We start from the raw sequence: 15,015 nt of genomic DNA, 5'->3' as shown, positions 1-15,015 counted from the left end.
CGTCTCGGCCTTCGGCCGCCGACGCTGCGAGCCTGCCGCCGACCGGCACGCTATCGCCCGGTTCCGACATGCTCCACTCTAAATATTCCACGTGGAATATACGGCGCGGAACAGCCTGCGAACAAGACACTGCGACCCGTGATGACCCCCACAATTCACAGCCTCGCGTATCGCGTTCCCCATGTCCCGGCTCGTACACGACGAGAGGCCATCGAGATGTCAGTTCTCGATGGCCTCTCGATTTCGGCTCCCGCCGAAGGCCGACAACGTCGGCGACCCTCTCCAGCGCCATTGCTGTGCGGGATGGTGTAGTGGCTGCTCAGCCAGCCTATGTCGCGGCTCACAACCGGCGGCAGTGTCGGATGCGACATCTATCGCTCGATTCCCGACAGCAAACGACGCGAGCTTAGGACTCAGCGGTGCCGGCCGGCTGTGGCAAGCGCCGTGCGGGTCACGCCTACAAGGAGTGCTTGTCCAGCCAGGCGCGCGCGACGTCACTCGGTGCGGCACCGTCGTCCCGGACATTCCGGATCATGGCCGCCAGCTCGTCGGTCGTCAGTTCGCCCGCGACGTAGTCGAGTTTCTTGATCTGCCGCCGGTCGAGCAGTCCTTTGCGGAACAGCGGCAGCACGTTCTCGGCTCGCACGGCGTACTCGTCATCGGACAGCACGGCCAATCCGTCGGTCGCACCGGGCGCCAGTTCGGCGGGACCGCCGAGCAGGCCGGCCTGAACCCGGCCTTCCAGCAGCGCTTTCCGCAGTGCGGCGGGATCCGGGAAGGCCACGGTGGCGGCGAAGTCGCACCCGGCGACGCGATCGCTCCCGGCCTGCGGCAGCAGGCCGGGCGTGGCCGCTACACCGACGGTCAGTCCACCGCAGCGGGGCGCGAGATCACGCACCGAACGCACTCGGTCCTGCGCCGCCGCCTGGGCGGTGAGCAGCACCCGCGGCCGCAGATCGGTGCCGTCGGCGAGATCGGAGACGACCAGCCCCTCGGGCAATGCGGCGCTCACCGCATCTTTCACCTGCTCAGGCAGCCGCGCCGTCGTGTGTTCGTCGAGATGGGCCAGCAGCGCGCCGGTGTGCTCGCCGACCACTTGGACCCGGTCCGCATCGAGCGCGGCGAGGTAGTCCGCGCGGCTGCCCAGTCGCGGGTCCACCGCGGTCCGCACACCGGCGCGCGCGAGCGCGCCCGCATAGATTTCGGCGAGCACGGAGGACTCGATCGAATCACCCGCGCCGACCGTGATCGACGGCTGCGGCTCGTCGTTCCCGCAGGACACGACCAGCGCGACGGAAGCGACGACCAGCAACCGAGCCAGCACCCGCTGTGACGAGGCCAACACCATCCGGCGACACCAACTCTCCGACGACTCGACACGGCCAACAGAAAAACCCGGAAGCGGGCAGTATGGACACCCAGAATGTACCGGCGGCCGCTCGGTGCCGAGACCGCGCCCGCCGTCATGTCGGAAGGACTCTCGTGAAATCCACCCGCACCCCCGGTGCCGCCGCGCACCGGCACCCCGCCGCGCGCGTCGCACTGCGCGGCGCCCGTATCCTCGCCGCCGCGACCGCCCTGGCCGTCGCGATGGCCCTGTCGGCTTGTGGCGATTCCGATCCACTCGCCACCGGCGGCAGCTGTTCGGGAGACGGATTGACCGTCGGTTCGGCGAACTTCCCCGAGTCCGAGACCATCGCCGAGGTGTACGCGGAAGTGCTGCGCGCGAACGGCTTCAGCGTGGATACCAAGCTGGGCATCGGCAGCCGGGAAGCTTACCTTCCCGCCCTGCGGAAGTGCGCCATTTCGGTGATCCCCGAGTACACCGGCAATCTGCTGCAGTACCTGGACAAGAACGCCACCGCCACCAGCGCGGCCGACGTGAACAGCGCGCTCGGCAAGGCGCTCGGTTCCGATCTCGCGATCGGCACGCCCGCGCCCGGCGAGGACTCGGACGCCGTCGTCGTCACCCGCGCCACCGCCCAGCGCTGGAACCTGAGCACGATCGCCGACCTGGCCGCGCACTCGGCCGAGGTGAAATTCGGCGCGCCCGCCGAATTCCAGGAGCGTGCGGGCGGTCTGCCCGGCCTGAAGAAGAACTACAACCTGGATGTCGCAGCGGGCAATTTCGTGCCGATCGCCGACGGCGGCGGTCCCGCGACGGTTCGCGCGCTGGTCGAGGGCCAGGTGACCGCGGCCGATATCTTCACCACCTCGCCCGCCATCCCGCAGAACGACCTCGTGGTGCTGAACGACCCGAAGCACAACTTCCCGCCGCAGAACGTGGTGCCGCTGCTCAACGCGAGCAAGAAGTCGGACAAGGCGCTCGCGGCGCTGAACGCGGTATCCGCGCAGCTGACCACCGCCGAACTGATCAAGCTCAACGAGGCGGTCTCCGGCACCGGCAAGACCGAGCCCAAGGCCGCCGCCGCGGCCTGGGTCGCCGCCAAGGGGCTGAACAAGCCGGTCGGCTAGGGAGGGAGATTCGGTGTCCGATATCGAATTCTCCGGTATCAGCAAGACCTATCCGGACGGCACGCACGCCGTCACCGACCTGGATCTGCGCATCGAGTCCGGGTCGTTCACCGTGTTCGTCGGGCCTTCCGGCTGCGGTAAGACGACCTCGATGCGAATGATCAACCGCATGATCGTGCCCAGCTCGGGGACGATCACCATTGCCGGGCAGGATGTTTCGACCGTCGATCCGGTCCGGCTGCGCCTCGGGATCGGGTACGTCATCCAGAGCGGCGGACTGCTGCCGCACCGGACGGTCGTCGACAATGTCGCGACCGTTCCGGTCCTGCGCGGTGACTCGCGCCGGGCCGCCCGTGCCGCGGCGCTCGAGGTACTCGACCGGGTCGGCTTGGATCGCTCGCTGGCGCAGCGGTATCCGGCGCAGCTGTCGGGCGGTCAGCAGCAGCGCGTTGGCGTGGCCCGCGCGCTGGCCGCCGACCCGCCGGTCCTGCTGATGGACGAGCCGTTCAGCGCCGTCGATCCGGTGGTGCGCGCCGAATTGCAGGTCGAAATGCAAAGGTTGCAGGCGGAATTGCACAAGACCATCGTGTTCGTCACACACGACATCGATGAGGCGATCACGCTCGGCGATCGCGTGGCGGTGTTCGGACGCGGCGGAGTGCTCCAGCAGTACGACGCGCCGCAACGCGTGCTCGCCCAGCCCGCCACCGATTTCGTCGCCGACTTCGTCGGCCGCGACCGCGGTTACCGCGGATTGTCCTTCCGGTCCGCGAATGAGATTCCGCTGCACGAGATCCGGACGGCTGTCACGGATGAGGTGCGCGAACTGCGACTCGACGCGGGCGAGTGGGTGCTGGTGGTCGATACCGACCGCAAGCCGGTGGGCTGGATGGACGTCACCGGCGTCGAGGGATTCCGCGCGGGCCGCGCACTGTCGGACAGCATGTCGGCGGGCGGTTCGCTGTTCACCCCGTCCGGCGACCTGCGCCAAGCGCTGGACGCCGCGATCTCCTCGCCATCCGGAATCGGTGTCGCCGTCGACGGCGCCGGTGCGGTACGCGGCGGAGTGCTGGCCACCGAGGTGCTCGAGCAGTTGGCCGGGCAGCGCGCCCACGAAGACGCCGAACGCAACCGGCACTTCTTCGAAGAACGAGTGCCGTGAACGGACGTGAGCGAGACGGCGTCGTGCACGCCGGAATCCGGAGAACGGCATGAGATACCTCGTCGAGAACTTCTCGGAGATCATGGGAATCACCGCGACCCACCTCTATCTCGCCCTGGTGCCGCTACTGCTGGGCCTGGTGATCGCGGTCCCGGTCGGCGCGCTGGTGCGGCGAGCGGCGTGGCTGCGCCGGGTCACGGTGACCGCCGCGAGCCTGGCCTACACCGTTCCGTCGCTGGCGCTGTTCGTGATCATTCCTCCGCTCGTCGGCATCTCGGCCATCGACCCGCTGAACGTGATCATCGCGCTCACCATCTATTCCACGGCGCTGCTGGTTATCGCGGTCCCGGCGGCTCTGGACTCGGTGCCCGCCACGGTGCTCGACGCGGCGGACGCGGTGGGCCACGGCCCGCTGCGCCGCACGCTCACCGTGGATATGCCACTTGCCGTGCCGGTCTTCGTATCCAGTCTGCGGGTGGTGGTGGTGACCAATATCGCGATGGTGTCGGTCGGCGCGCTGATCGGCGTCGGCGGGCTCGGCAAATTGTTCACCCAGGGCTACCAGCGCGATTATCCGGACGAGATCATGGCGGGCATCATCGTGACGCTCGCGCTCGCGCTGGTCGCCGACCGGGTGGTGTACGCGCTGGGCCGCTGGTCGACGCCCTGGGTGCGCGCGGACGCCAGGACCGTCAGGGCGAAAGGCACTGCGGCATGAACCTTTTCCTCGACGCCTTGCACTACTTCACCGACGGCGCCAACTGGAGCGGTCCGTCGGGCATCGGGAGCCGCATCGTTCAGCACCTCTGGTACAGCTTCCTGACCGTCGCCGTCTCCGCGGTGATCGCCGTACCGCTCGGCCTGATCATCGGCCATACCCGGCGTGGGGCGGCGGTGCTGGTCGGCTTCGCCAACGCCATGCGCGCGCTGCCCACCCTCGGCCTGTTGACCTTCCTGGTGCTGCTGCTCGGCCTCGGCTTGATACCGCCGCTGCTGGCACTGATCACGGTCGGCATCCCCCCGCTGCTCGCGGGCGCGTACGCGGGAATCGCGAACGTTCCCGCCGACGTCGTGGACGCCTCGCGCGCCATGGGCATGACCGAACGGCAGATCCTGTTCCGAGTGGAGGTGCCCAACGCGCTGCCCATCCTGCTCACCGGGCTGCGCGGCGCGACCCTCCAGGTGGTTGCCACCGCGACGATCGCCGCCTACGTCAACCTCGGCGGCTTGGGCCGCTACATCTTCGACGGCATCAGCCTCTACCGCTACGACCGCGTGCTGGTCGGCGCGCTGCTGGTGGCGGTGCTTGCCATGCTGCTGGACGGGCTGCTGGCGTTCGCGGTGTGGGTCAGCGCGCCGGGCACCGTCCGGTTGCGTCGCCCGACCCCGGCCGCGCGATCTGCTCCGCTATCGACCCAGGACCGAGCCACCGTGCCCAACTAGCTCTCCACGTGTCCGCTCAGTCGTCGGTGACGCGAGGCGCTTACTCGGCCGCGACACGCAAAAGGCGCCCATTCGCGGTCGAATGGGCGCCCTCGGCTGGCGTGCGGTGGCGTTACGCGACGCCCTCGGCGCGAGCGGCGGCGGCGACCGCTTCGGCGACGGCCGGAGCGACCCGCGGGTCCAGCGGGCTCGGCACGATCTTGTCCGGGCCGAGTTCGTCGGCGACGACGCTGAGGATGGCGTCGGCGGCGGCGATCTTCATGCCCTCGGTGATCCGCCGGGCGCCCGCGTCCAGCGCGCCCTTGAAGACGCCGGGGAACGCGAGCACATTGTTGATCTGGTTCGGGAAATCGCTGCGGCCGGTGGCCACGATCGCGGCGTACTTGCGCGCCACCTCGGGGTGGATCTCCGGGTCCGGGTTGGACATGGCGAACACGATCGCCTCCGGAGCCATCGACGCGATGAGCTCCTCGGCGATCAGACCGGCCGACAGGCCGAGGAACACGTCGGCGCCTGCCAGCGCCTCCGCCGCGCCGCCGGTGAGGCCGCGCGGGTTGGTGCGGGTGGCCAGCTCGGCCTTCACCTCGTTGAGGTCGCCGCGGTCGGCGCCGACGATGCCCTTCGAATCGAGCACGGTCACGTCGCGGACACCGGCGGCCAGCAGGATGTTCGTGCACGCGACACCCGCGGCGCCCGCGCCGGACACCACGACCTTCAGGCCCTCGATGCCGCGGCCCTGCACCTTGGCGGCGCCGTTGAGCGCGGCGAGCACCACGATGGCGGTGCCGTGCTGGTCGTCGTGCATCACGGGGCAGTCGAGCGCCTCGATGACGCGCTTCTCGATCTCGAAGCAGCGCGGCGCGGAGATGTCCTCCAGGTTCACCGCGCCGAAGCTCGGCCGCAGGCGGATCAGCGTCTCGACGATCTCGTCGACGTCCTTGGTGTCCAACACGATCGGGATCGAATTCAGCCCGGCGAACTTCTTGAACAGCGCCGCCTTGCCCTCCATCACCGGAAGCGAGGCGCGCGGGCCGATGTCACCGAGGCCGAGCACGGCGGTGCCGTCGCTGACCACGACCACGAGCCGATCGGTCCAGGTGTAGCGCTTGGCCAGCGCCTCGTCCTCCGCGATCGCGCGGCTGACCTGGGCGACGCCCGGGGTGTAGGCGATCGACAGATCGCGCTGGGTCTCCAGGGGCGCACTGAGTTCGACCGAGAGCTTGCCGCCGAGATGTCCCGCGAAAATTTCGTCGTTTGTGATTTCGGACAAGCTTGCCGTGGAATTCGGTGCATCAGTCACAGGTGACACGATTTCACTCCTGCTCGGGTCGGGCTAAACCGGGGGACGGTTACCACCGGGTAATGGGTATAAGGGGTTTCACGACGCTCATCGGGTGCGCTGACCGGTGCGTTTCGAGCTGGCTGCGAGCGGCGAACGCGACTTGCCGAGTTCTCGATGGCGGGCGCGGCACTGATCCGCGAAGCAGAACCGAGCGGGTGCGCCCGGACAGAACGTGCGGTGCGATCTCGCGGGTCGCGACGGTACGTCGGCGAGGCGGAGACCTCCGTGATTCCCTCACCCGGCGGTGGCGGAGGCAAGGAATCCGACACATTCTGCCAGTCCGGTAGGCAAGTTGCCAAACCGGTTACCCCCTGGGCCGTGTCGCGCTCCATCACCCAACGTTATGGGGCGGGAATTACCCTCAGGTAAGCGGAAACTCCCCGTTCAGCAGTCGCACGCGGTGAGCGATCGCACCGCTCGGGGCGGCGGCGGTGTGAGTACCAGCGGTCCGAGCGCCGCCCGGCGGCGCTCTGTCAAGCGACGATATCGCGGGGCTGCTCCGGCATCGTCCTCTGCGCGTCCGGGCGCACCCACACGCTGCGCACACCACCGGACATCAGTCGCGTCCGCCAGGTGTCGGACGCGCCGGGATGATCGGTCCTGCGGTGCATGCCGCGGCTCTCCGTGCGCGTCAGCGCGCTGTATTTGGTCCAGCGCGCCACCGCGAGCAGCGCGGCGGCCTGCCGGGCCCGCAGCAGGTCGGCGCCGCTGCCGCCGAGGTCGAATTCCGCCCCGGGCCACATGCCGTCGAGTTCGCCGATGCTGTCGCGCAGGCTGCCCGCGCTGCGCCAGTAGCTGCGCCGCAACGGCAGAGTGTGCTCTTGGACGAGGCCGACCACCGCCCTCGGATCGATCCGCGCCACGGCGTTGAGCCCGGCTCCGGTCACCTCGCGCGCCGGGGCACGCCGGTCCGTCGTCCGGGCGAATTTCGCCGCGCCCGCGCCTGCCCAGACGCCGGAAGCGATCGCCCACGCCGCGCTCAGTCCGCCGAATCCGCTCACCGCGCCGGTGAGCGGCTCGCGACTGACCACGTCGCCCGCGGCGAACAGGCCCGCGACGGTGGTCGCGCATTCCGGTCCGGTGACGCGCAGTCCGCCGGTGCCGCGCACGGTGCCCTCCAGCACGGCGCGCAGCGGCACCCGTTCGGCACGGTCGACGAAGCCATGGCGCGCCAGCCGGGACCGGAGGGCCACCGGTACGTCGTCCAGGGCGGCGAAAACGCGCTGACCATCGGCGATGGCCGCGAGCGCCGCCGAGCGATGCCCGGGCAGCTCGACGCCGGATTCGTCGTAGAGCGGGGCGTACCGCAAGGCGAGATTCCGCAGCGCGGTCGGCTCGGCCTTGCCTGGCGGAATCAGGCTGTAGGCGCAGGAGAACTCCATCCCGGACAGCTCGGCGCCCGCTTCCACGGCGAACAACAGACCGTCGCCGGTGTCCACGTCGGTGCCCGCCGCCCCGGACAGGAACGCGCAGCCACCGGTGGCCACCACGACCGCACCCGCGCGCACGGTCCAGCGCCCGAACCCGTCGTGGGGGCGCAGCCCGGTGGCGCCGCGCACTACGCCGTCACGGTCGACCAGCAGTTGCAACGCCGGGTGATGATCGAGTACCCGGACCCCAGCTTCCCGCAGCGCGCGGCGCATTCGCCGCAGGTAGCGGGCGCCGTCGAGATAGCTGCGCCGCCTGGCCGGACCCGCGGGGTCACCGGCGATGTGATAGCCCCAGCGGGCCAATTGCTCGACCCGCTGATGACTTTCCTCGAGCACGCGGTGCATCCAGTCCGGATCCCCCAGCGCGCCGCCGTGCGCGTGCCCGCGCCGGACCGCCTCGTCCCGCGCCGGGCCGGGCGGAAGGTGCCACAGCGAGATCGCGCCGTACGCCGTCGGCCCGCTCGACCCGCAGCGCGCCTTGTCGACGAGCACCACAGTGGCGCCGGCCGCGGCGGCCGAGACGGCCGCCCAGGTACCGGCGGGACCACCGCCGAGTACCAGTACATCCGTCTCGAGTTCGGTCATAAAGAAAAATATTCGGGCACAATTCATCGGCCCGCAACCAAAACTCGGGAGTCAGCTCCACCATTGCGTCCACAGCAATAGTCCAGCAGCCAGAAAAACGATCATCGAACCGGTAAAGGCGGCCGAACCACGATGCCGGTCCGAATATATCTGCGCCGCCAGGGCGACCACCGCGGCCGCCACGTGCCAGGCCACCGATTCGGCGCCGGGACCGGGGAAGCCGCGCCGCTGCGCGATGACCGCGGCGCCGACCACGACCAGCATGCCCACCACGACGCCACCGGCGACGACGCCGCTGAGGCCGCGCACGAATCTCACGCGGCGATCACCGGCACGCCGGAGGCCTTGCCCACCAGCTTCTCGAATTGCGTTGCGTCGGTGGTGAACTCGCCGAGCCGAATGGTCTTGTTTGTGCCGTGATAGTCCGATGAACCGGTGGTGAGCAGGCCGAGTTCCGCGGCGAGATCGGTGAGCAGCTCGCGGTCGGCCGCGGAGTGGTCCGGGTGCGCGATCTCCAGGCCGCCGAGCCCGAGCGCGGCCAGCTCCCGGATGTCGTCGACGGCGAGCAGCCTGCCCCGCTTGCGCGCCCTGGTGTGCGCCAGCACGCTGACTCCGCCCGCGGTGGCGATCATCTGCACCGCGCGACGCAGCGGGGTGTCGGCCTTCTCGGCGTAGTAGGGACCGTGCGGGGCGAGCAATTCGTCGAACGCCGCGTCCACGCTGGGCACCACGCCCGCGGCGACCAGCGCCCGGGCCAGATGCGGGCGCCCGGCCGACGGCCCAGCCGAGGCCAGCACGGCGTCGGGATCGATCGGCAGTCCGTCGGCCGCCATCCGCTCGGCCATGGCGCGCAGCCGTTCCACCCGTTCGGCGCGCAGCCGCTCACGTTCCTCGGCGAAGCCGCGATGGGTCGGGTCGAACAGGTAAGCCAGCAAATGTACGGGTACCGGCCAGCCATCCTCCCCCAGGCCGACGCAGGACATCTCCATGCCGCGGACCAGCGTCAGCCCCTTCGGTAGCGCGTCGACCGCTTCCGACCATCCGGCCGTGGTGTCGTGATCGGTGATCGCGACGACGTCCAGGCCCGCGGCGGCCGCGTTCCGTACGAGTTCCGCCGGAGTATCGGTGCCGTCGGACGCGGTCGAATGGGTATGCAGGTCGATGCGCACGCCTTCAAGTCTTACAGTGCTGCGCCGTCCCCCCGCACGCGCAGGCGACGTTCCGCCGGCCTGCGGCGACGTAGCATCGTCAGCGTGCCGTCCTTTTCTCCGCTTTCCTCGCTTCGTGGATCCGGCCGGACGCCGTCGCAGTCCGAGCAGCGGTTCATCCCGGTTCCGACGGCGCAGGCGATCGTCGACTGCGCGGTGTACGTGGACGGAAAGCGTCTGCCCGGACGGTTCACCCACAAAGCCGCGCTCGCGCGAGCCCGCGAGGAGCCGAACGGGTTCGTCTGGGTGGGCCTGCACGATCCCGACCAGACGCAGATGGAAGACATCGCCGCGACGTTCGGCCTGCACCAGCTCGCCACCGACGACGCCCTGCAACGGCACCAGCGGCCGAAACTGGAGCGCTACGACGATTCGCTGCTGCTGGTGTTGCGCACGGTCAGCTACGTCCCGCACGAGATGAACAGTGTCAGCGAGATCGTGGAGACCGGCGAGATCATCGTGTTCACCGGTCCCGACTTCGTGGTCGCCGTCCGGCACGGTGAGCACTCCGGACTGGCCGAGGTACGCAAGGCGCTGGAGGAGGACTCCGCGCAGCTGGCCCTCGGACCGGGCGCGGTGCTGCACGCGATCGCCGACCGGATCGTGGACTCCTACATCGACGTGACCCAGTCGGTCGAGAACGACATCGACGAGATGGAAGAGGAGATCTTCACCCCGCGCAGCAAGGTCACGGTGGAATCCATCTACCAGCTCAAGCGCGAGGTGGTCGAGCTGCGGCGCGCGGTGAATCCGCTCGCCGCGCCGCTGGAACAGCTCAGCCGCAAAACCGATCTGCCGGTGCCGAAGGAGGTCCGGCGCTACCTGCGCGATGTCGCCGAGCATCACGCCGCCGTGGCCGAGCGGATCAACGACTTCGACGAGGCGCTCAGCGCGCTGATCAGCGCCGCGCTGGCCCGGATCGGCGTGCAGCAGAACACGGATATGCGCAAGATATCGGCCTGGGTGGCGATCGCTGCCGTGCCCACGATGATCGCGGGCATCTACGGGATGAACTTCGACCACATGCCCGAACTGCACCAGGTCTGGGGTTATCCGATGGTGTGGGTGCTCATCCTCGCCATCTGCACCGGCTTGTTCTTCACCTTCCGCCGCAACAAGTGGCTGTAGCCGGGCTGGGCATCACAAGCTGGCGGCGCCGCGCCTCGGGTCGCGCACGTCGATGCCCGCCTCCTGCCATGCCTCCCGCAACGCCTGCGCTCCCCGCACCCGGACCCATGCCGCCTCGGTCGCGGTCACCGGCGTCACCGCGAAATACCGCACCGGCTCCGCCGGGTCCGGCAGCGGCACGGCGGGAATGTCGCTCTCACCGAGCAGAACCGCGGTGAACGGCGCGTCGCGCCACATCGGCTCACCCAGATCCATCAGCGCGTCCGCTTGCAGCACAACACCTTCCACGACCGGCGCCGCGGCGAGCACGCCGAGCGACTTGGCCAGGCCCGAGCTGGCTCCCACACCGGACCGCAACGTCAGCACGAGTTCCGCGCGCGGGCCGCGCACCGGGTCGGCGTGCACCGCGGTGGGATCGCCCATGGGATGCCTGCTGCCGCCCAGCGTCACGTAGTGCACAAGATCGTCCTCGACGATGCGCAGGATCTCGATCGGCTCCAAGCCCAGAAAAGTGACCGACGCGGCGTCGACGTTCGCGGCGTCCACACCGAAATGGCCCAGCACCTCGGTGCGGACCGTCTCCAGCACTTCCATACGTCAGATCGCCAGCCGCGCGAGCATGTCCCGTGCCTGCTCGGCCGACTTCGGATCGCACAGCACGTCGTAGCGGCCAGCCACCAATTGCATGGTGGACGCGAAGTCGCGCTGACCCCTGGTCGCCGCGTACGGGATCGAGGTCGAGATCAGGCCGAAGATGATGCCGCCGACCAAGCCGACGATCAGCGGGCCCAGCGCGCCGCTGGTGGTGAACAGGCTCAGCAGCAGACCGAGGAACAGGCCGAGCCAGGCGCCAGACACCACGCCGCCGCCGATCACCTTGCCCCAGGTCAGCCGGTAGAGAACCCGCTCGACCTGCATCAAGTCGACACCGACGATGGTCACGTCCTGCACCGGGAACTGGTTGTCGGCCAGATAGTCGACCGCCTTCTGCGCCTCGGCGTAGGTCGGGTAGGAGCCGACCGGCCAGCCCGACGGAGGCGTCGGGAGGGCCTGCCGCGCACGGCTCGAGTTCCCCAAGGGATTCGTCATAGTTCCATTCTGCTATTCCGACGCATCCCGCGGTGGTGTGAAACGCGTGGTGCGCGTCATTCCGGCGGCGCGGCCCTTTTCCGCGATCACCTGGGCCATCTTGGCGCTGGCCTCGTCGATCATCTCGTCGCCGAGCATCACCGCGCCGCGGGCGCCGCCCGCCGCCGAGGTGTGGAAGGCATAGGCGTCCAGGATCTCCTCGGCGCGGTCGTAGTCCGATTGCCGCGGGCTGAAGATCTCGTTGGCCGCCTCGATCTGACCGGGGTGCAGCACCCACTTGCCGTCGAACCCGAGCGCGGCTGTGCGCGCGGCGGCTCGGCGGAAGCCGTCCACATCCCGGATCTGCAGGTACGGGCCGTCGATCGCCTGGAGGCCGTGGGCGCGGGCGGCGAGCAGGATGGTCATCAGGATGTGGTGGTAGGCGTCGCCGGTGTCGTAGCCCTCCGGCTGTTCGCCGACCACCAACGTGCGCATGTTGATGCTGGCCATGAAGTCCGCCGGGCCGAAGACCAGGGTCTGCACCCGGGGACTCGCGGTGGCGATCGCGTCGATGTCGCGCAGTCCCACAGCGTTCTCGATCTGCGGCTCGATGCCGATCCGTCCGACGTCCAAGCCGCAGGTCTTCTCCAGCTGGGTCAGCAGCAGGTCCAGCGCGCGCACCTGGCCCGCGTCGGTCACCTTGGGCAGCAGGATCGCGTCCAGCCGCGCGCCCGCGCCCTCGACCACGGAAATGACGTCGGCGTAGGTCCATTCGGTGGTCCAGTCATTCACCCGGACCACCCGCAGTTGCGTTCCCCACCCGGAGTCGTTCAGCGCCGCGACGATGTTCGCCCGCGCCTCGGCCTTCGCGACCGGAGCGACCGCGTCCTCCAGATCGAGGAACACCTCGTCGACGGGCAACGTCTTGGCCTTCTCGATCATCTTCGGGTTGCTGCCCGGGCACGCGAGCACCGAACGGCGTGGCTTCATGATCACTCCCGTCGATCGTGGCGGGATGCGAACACCCGCGCGCGAACATCTAGCCTTGGCAGCATGGCAGCTACCAGGGTGTACGTCGCCAGGCTGGCCGGTTTGGCGGTACTGGGACCGGACGGGGAGTCTATCGGCCGGATTCGTGACGTCGTCGTGGCCGTGCGGTCCGACCGCCAGCAGCCCCGCGTGCACGGCCTGGTCGTCGAACTGCCCACCCGGCGGCGCATTTTCGTGCCGATTCTGCGGATCACCGCGATCGAGCCCGGCGTGGTCACGCTGAACACCGGAACGGTCAGCCTGCGCCGTTTCACCCAGCGACCGGGCGAGATGCTCGCCTTGGCGCAGATCGTCGACTCGATGGTGCGGGTCGATGACCCCGACCTGCCCGACCTGGCCGGCGTGGACGTCCACGTGGCCGATCTCGGCATCGAACAGGCGCGTTCCAGGGATTGGCTGGTCAGCAGGGTGGCCGTGCGCGGGCACCGCAGGCTTGGCCGCAGGCGCACGGTGCACGTGGTGGACTGGACCAGGGTGTCCGGCCTGACGCCCCACGAGATCGGCAGGCCGGGACAGGACGTGACGCAACTGCTCGAACGGTTCGAGGGCATGCGCGCGGCCGACGTGGCACAGCAACTGCGCGAGCTGCCGGAGAAACGGCGGATCGAGGTGGCCGTCGCGCTGGACGACGAACGTCTGGCCGACGTGGTGCAGGAACTGCCCGACGACGAGCAGGTCGAGTTGCTCAGCCACCTGGAGGTGCGCCGGGCCGCCGACGTGCTGGAGGCGATGGACCCCGACGACGCCGCCGACCTGCTGGGCGAACTGCCCGAGGGCGAAGCCGAATCGCTGCTCGCCCTGATGGACCCGCAAGAGTCCGAGCCGGTGCGCAGGCTGCTCGAGCACTCCCCTTACAGCGCGGGCGGCTTGATGACGCCCAAGCCGGTCATTCTCACCCCCTCCACGACGGTGGCCGAAGCTCTGGCGCGCGTGCGCAACCCGGACCTCACTCCCGCGCTGGCCTCCATGGTGTTCGTGGTCCGTCCGCCCACCGCTACGCCGACCGGCCGCTACCTCGGTTCGGTGCACATCCAGCAGTTGCTGCGCGAACCACCCGCCCACCTGGTGGGCGGAATCCTCGACACCGATCTGTCGACGTTGCGTCCCGAACTGCCTCTGGCCGCGGTGACCCGGTACTTCGCGACCTACAACCTGGTCTGCGGACCGGTGGTGGACGAGGAGAATCACCTGCTCGGCGCGGTCAGCGTCGACGACGTCCTCGACCATCTGCTGCCCGAGGACTGGCGCGACCAGGAAGAGACCGACGAACGGGGCGGAGCGTGAGCCCGCACGACCCCGCGCACGCCCGAAAGGACACACCGTGAGCGAGAACGACCCGGGCGTGCGGCTCGGTCACAGCAGGGCCCGCCAACGGCTGGAGACGCCGGTGGAAAGCCGGTTCCGATTGGAGTGGGACGCCGAGGCTTTGGCCCGCAGCAGCGAGCGAGTGGCGCGATTCCTGGGGACCGGTCGGTATTTAGCGGTCCAGACGATCGTGGTGGTGGTCTGGATCCTGGTGAACATCTTCGTGGTCGCGCTGCGCTGGGACCCGTATCCGTTCATCCTGCTGAACCTGGCGTTCTCCACTCAGGCCGCCTACGCGGCGCCGCTGATCCTGTTGGCGCAGAACAGGCAGGACAACCGGGACCGGGTCGCCCTGGAGGAGGACCGGGTGCGGGCCGCTCAGACCAAGGCGGACACCGAGTTCCTGGCCCGGGAACTCGCATCGCTGCGCATCGCGGTCGGCGAAGTGGCCACGCGCGATTACCTGCGCCGGGAATTGGAAGAGCTGAAAGGAATTCTGGACCGCATGGAGTACGCGGAATCCCCGGATGCGGAGAGCCGGACGGACAGCGCAGGAAAGGGCGGTCGCAAGAAAAGCTCCGGCCGAAAGCCCGCTCCGGCATCGGTTTCACCGTCGGTAACCAGTGATCAACCGGAAATACCGAATAAGGACCTGACTGGTGGGTAACCTGGACAACGTTGTCCAGAGCGGCCTGGGCAGGGGATGTCCCGGACGGCCGCTCCCACGACGTCGAGGATTGGGTGTGGCCGAATGCGTGTATCTGCTCCGATAACGGTCTCGGCTTTGGTTGTTGCTGGTGTGGTGGTGAGTGGTTCGGG

At 69.1% G+C, this 15,015-nt stretch carries 15 protein-coding genes; 7 read left to right on the top strand and 8 right to left on the bottom strand.

Annotated features, from left to right (window positions below):
• Nucleotides 1-457: 457 nt before the first annotated feature.
• Nucleotides 458-1,348 carry a glycine betaine ABC transporter substrate-binding protein gene (locus ACWESM_RS24620; protein ID WP_397280332.1) on the bottom strand — a complete coding sequence of 297 codons (891 nt, stop codon included), beginning with the start codon at nucleotides 1,346-1,348 and terminating at the stop codon, nucleotides 458-460.
• Between the two features lie 242 nt (nucleotides 1,349-1,590).
• Here ACWESM_RS24620 and ACWESM_RS24615 point away from each other — a divergent pair, with 242 nt between their 5' ends.
• From ACWESM_RS24615 to ACWESM_RS24600, 4 genes are read left to right on the top strand one after another with little or no spacing between them, the layout of a single operon-like run.
• Nucleotides 1,591-2,475, top strand: coding sequence for an ABC transporter substrate-binding protein (locus tag ACWESM_RS24615; protein WP_355077387.1), 885 nt, complete (start codon nucleotides 1,591-1,593; stop codon nucleotides 2,473-2,475).
• A 13-nt stretch (nucleotides 2,476-2,488) separates the two neighbouring features.
• Nucleotides 2,489-3,637, top strand: a complete 1,149-nt coding sequence (locus ACWESM_RS24610) for an ABC transporter ATP-binding protein (protein WP_356969741.1) — start codon at nucleotides 2,489-2,491, stop codon at nucleotides 3,635-3,637.
• 49 nt (nucleotides 3,638-3,686) lie between these two features.
• A complete protein-coding gene (locus tag ACWESM_RS24605; protein ID WP_355077342.1) occupies nucleotides 3,687-4,355 on the top strand; it encodes an ABC transporter permease in 669 nt (222 codons plus the stop codon).
• On the top strand, nucleotides 4,352-5,080 hold the full coding sequence (locus ACWESM_RS24600) for an ABC transporter permease (protein WP_397280328.1): 729 nt from the start codon (nucleotides 4,352-4,354) through the stop codon (nucleotides 5,078-5,080). The genes ACWESM_RS24605 and ACWESM_RS24600 overlap by 4 nt, the downstream gene beginning before the upstream one ends.
• 112 nt (nucleotides 5,081-5,192) lie before the next feature.
• Here the strand turns inward: ACWESM_RS24600 and ACWESM_RS24595 are convergent, their stop codons facing one another.
• The 4 genes from ACWESM_RS24595 to ACWESM_RS24580 form a co-directional block, all read right to left on the bottom strand.
• On the bottom strand, nucleotides 5,193-6,389 hold the full coding sequence (locus ACWESM_RS24595) for an NAD(P)-dependent malic enzyme (protein ID WP_397280326.1): 1,197 nt from the start codon (nucleotides 6,387-6,389) through the stop codon (nucleotides 5,193-5,195).
• Nucleotides 6,390-6,895: 506 nt separating this feature from the next.
• Nucleotides 6,896-8,437, bottom strand: coding sequence for an FAD-dependent oxidoreductase (locus ACWESM_RS24590; RefSeq protein ID WP_452493807.1), 1,542 nt, complete (start codon nucleotides 8,435-8,437; stop codon nucleotides 6,896-6,898).
• A gap of 51 nt (nucleotides 8,438-8,488) precedes the next feature.
• Nucleotides 8,489-8,755, bottom strand: a complete 267-nt coding sequence (locus ACWESM_RS24585; RefSeq protein ID WP_355077348.1) for a hypothetical protein — start codon at nucleotides 8,753-8,755, stop codon at nucleotides 8,489-8,491.
• Nucleotides 8,752-9,606: a PHP domain-containing protein gene (locus ACWESM_RS24580; RefSeq protein ID WP_355077350.1), complete on the bottom strand. Its 855-nt coding sequence runs from the start codon at nucleotides 9,604-9,606 to the stop codon at nucleotides 8,752-8,754. Before ACWESM_RS24580 ends, ACWESM_RS24585 begins: the two co-directional genes overlap by 4 nt.
• Nucleotides 9,607-9,681: 75 nt before the next feature.
• On the opposite strand from ACWESM_RS24580, the gene ACWESM_RS24575 reads away from it, so the two are divergent.
• Nucleotides 9,682-10,773 (top strand): magnesium and cobalt transport protein CorA, encoded by a 1,092-nt coding sequence (locus tag ACWESM_RS24575; protein WP_452493919.1) that lies wholly within the window; start codon nucleotides 9,682-9,684, stop codon nucleotides 10,771-10,773.
• A gap of 12 nt (nucleotides 10,774-10,785) precedes the next feature.
• On the opposite strand, the gene ACWESM_RS24570 is transcribed toward ACWESM_RS24575, so the two are convergent.
• Genes ACWESM_RS24570 through ACWESM_RS24560 form a run of 3 tightly spaced genes read right to left on the bottom strand, consistent with a single transcriptional unit; the run spans nucleotide 10,786 to nucleotide 12,831 of the window.
• Nucleotides 10,786-11,367: a suppressor of fused domain protein gene (locus ACWESM_RS24570; RefSeq protein WP_356969749.1), complete on the bottom strand. Its 582-nt coding sequence runs from the start codon at nucleotides 11,365-11,367 to the stop codon at nucleotides 10,786-10,788.
• Between the two features lie 3 nt (nucleotides 11,368-11,370).
• Nucleotides 11,371-11,862 carry a general stress protein gene (locus ACWESM_RS24565; protein WP_039800517.1) on the bottom strand — a complete coding sequence of 164 codons (492 nt, stop codon included), beginning with the start codon at nucleotides 11,860-11,862 and terminating at the stop codon, nucleotides 11,371-11,373.
• Between the two features lie 12 nt (nucleotides 11,863-11,874).
• Nucleotides 11,875-12,831, bottom strand: a complete 957-nt coding sequence (locus ACWESM_RS24560; protein ID WP_355077354.1) for an HpcH/HpaI aldolase/citrate lyase family protein — start codon at nucleotides 12,829-12,831, stop codon at nucleotides 11,875-11,877.
• 63 nt (nucleotides 12,832-12,894) lie between these two features.
• On the opposite strand from ACWESM_RS24560, the gene ACWESM_RS24555 reads away from it, so the two are divergent.
• Both ACWESM_RS24555 and ACWESM_RS24550 read left to right on the top strand, forming a co-directional pair.
• On the top strand, nucleotides 12,895-14,175 hold the full coding sequence (locus tag ACWESM_RS24555; protein ID WP_355077356.1) for a magnesium transporter MgtE N-terminal domain-containing protein: 1,281 nt from the start codon (nucleotides 12,895-12,897) through the stop codon (nucleotides 14,173-14,175).
• A 58-nt stretch (nucleotides 14,176-14,233) separates the two neighbouring features.
• Nucleotides 14,234-14,863: a DUF1003 domain-containing protein gene (locus ACWESM_RS24550; RefSeq protein WP_364438475.1), complete on the top strand. Its 630-nt coding sequence runs from the start codon at nucleotides 14,234-14,236 to the stop codon at nucleotides 14,861-14,863.
• Nucleotides 14,864-15,015 lie beyond the last annotated feature (152 nt).

The organism is Nocardia sp. NPDC003999, assembly GCF_053604885.1.
The sequence above is the reverse complement of the archived record's forward strand: the minus strand, read 5'-3'. Positions and strand labels throughout refer to the sequence as shown.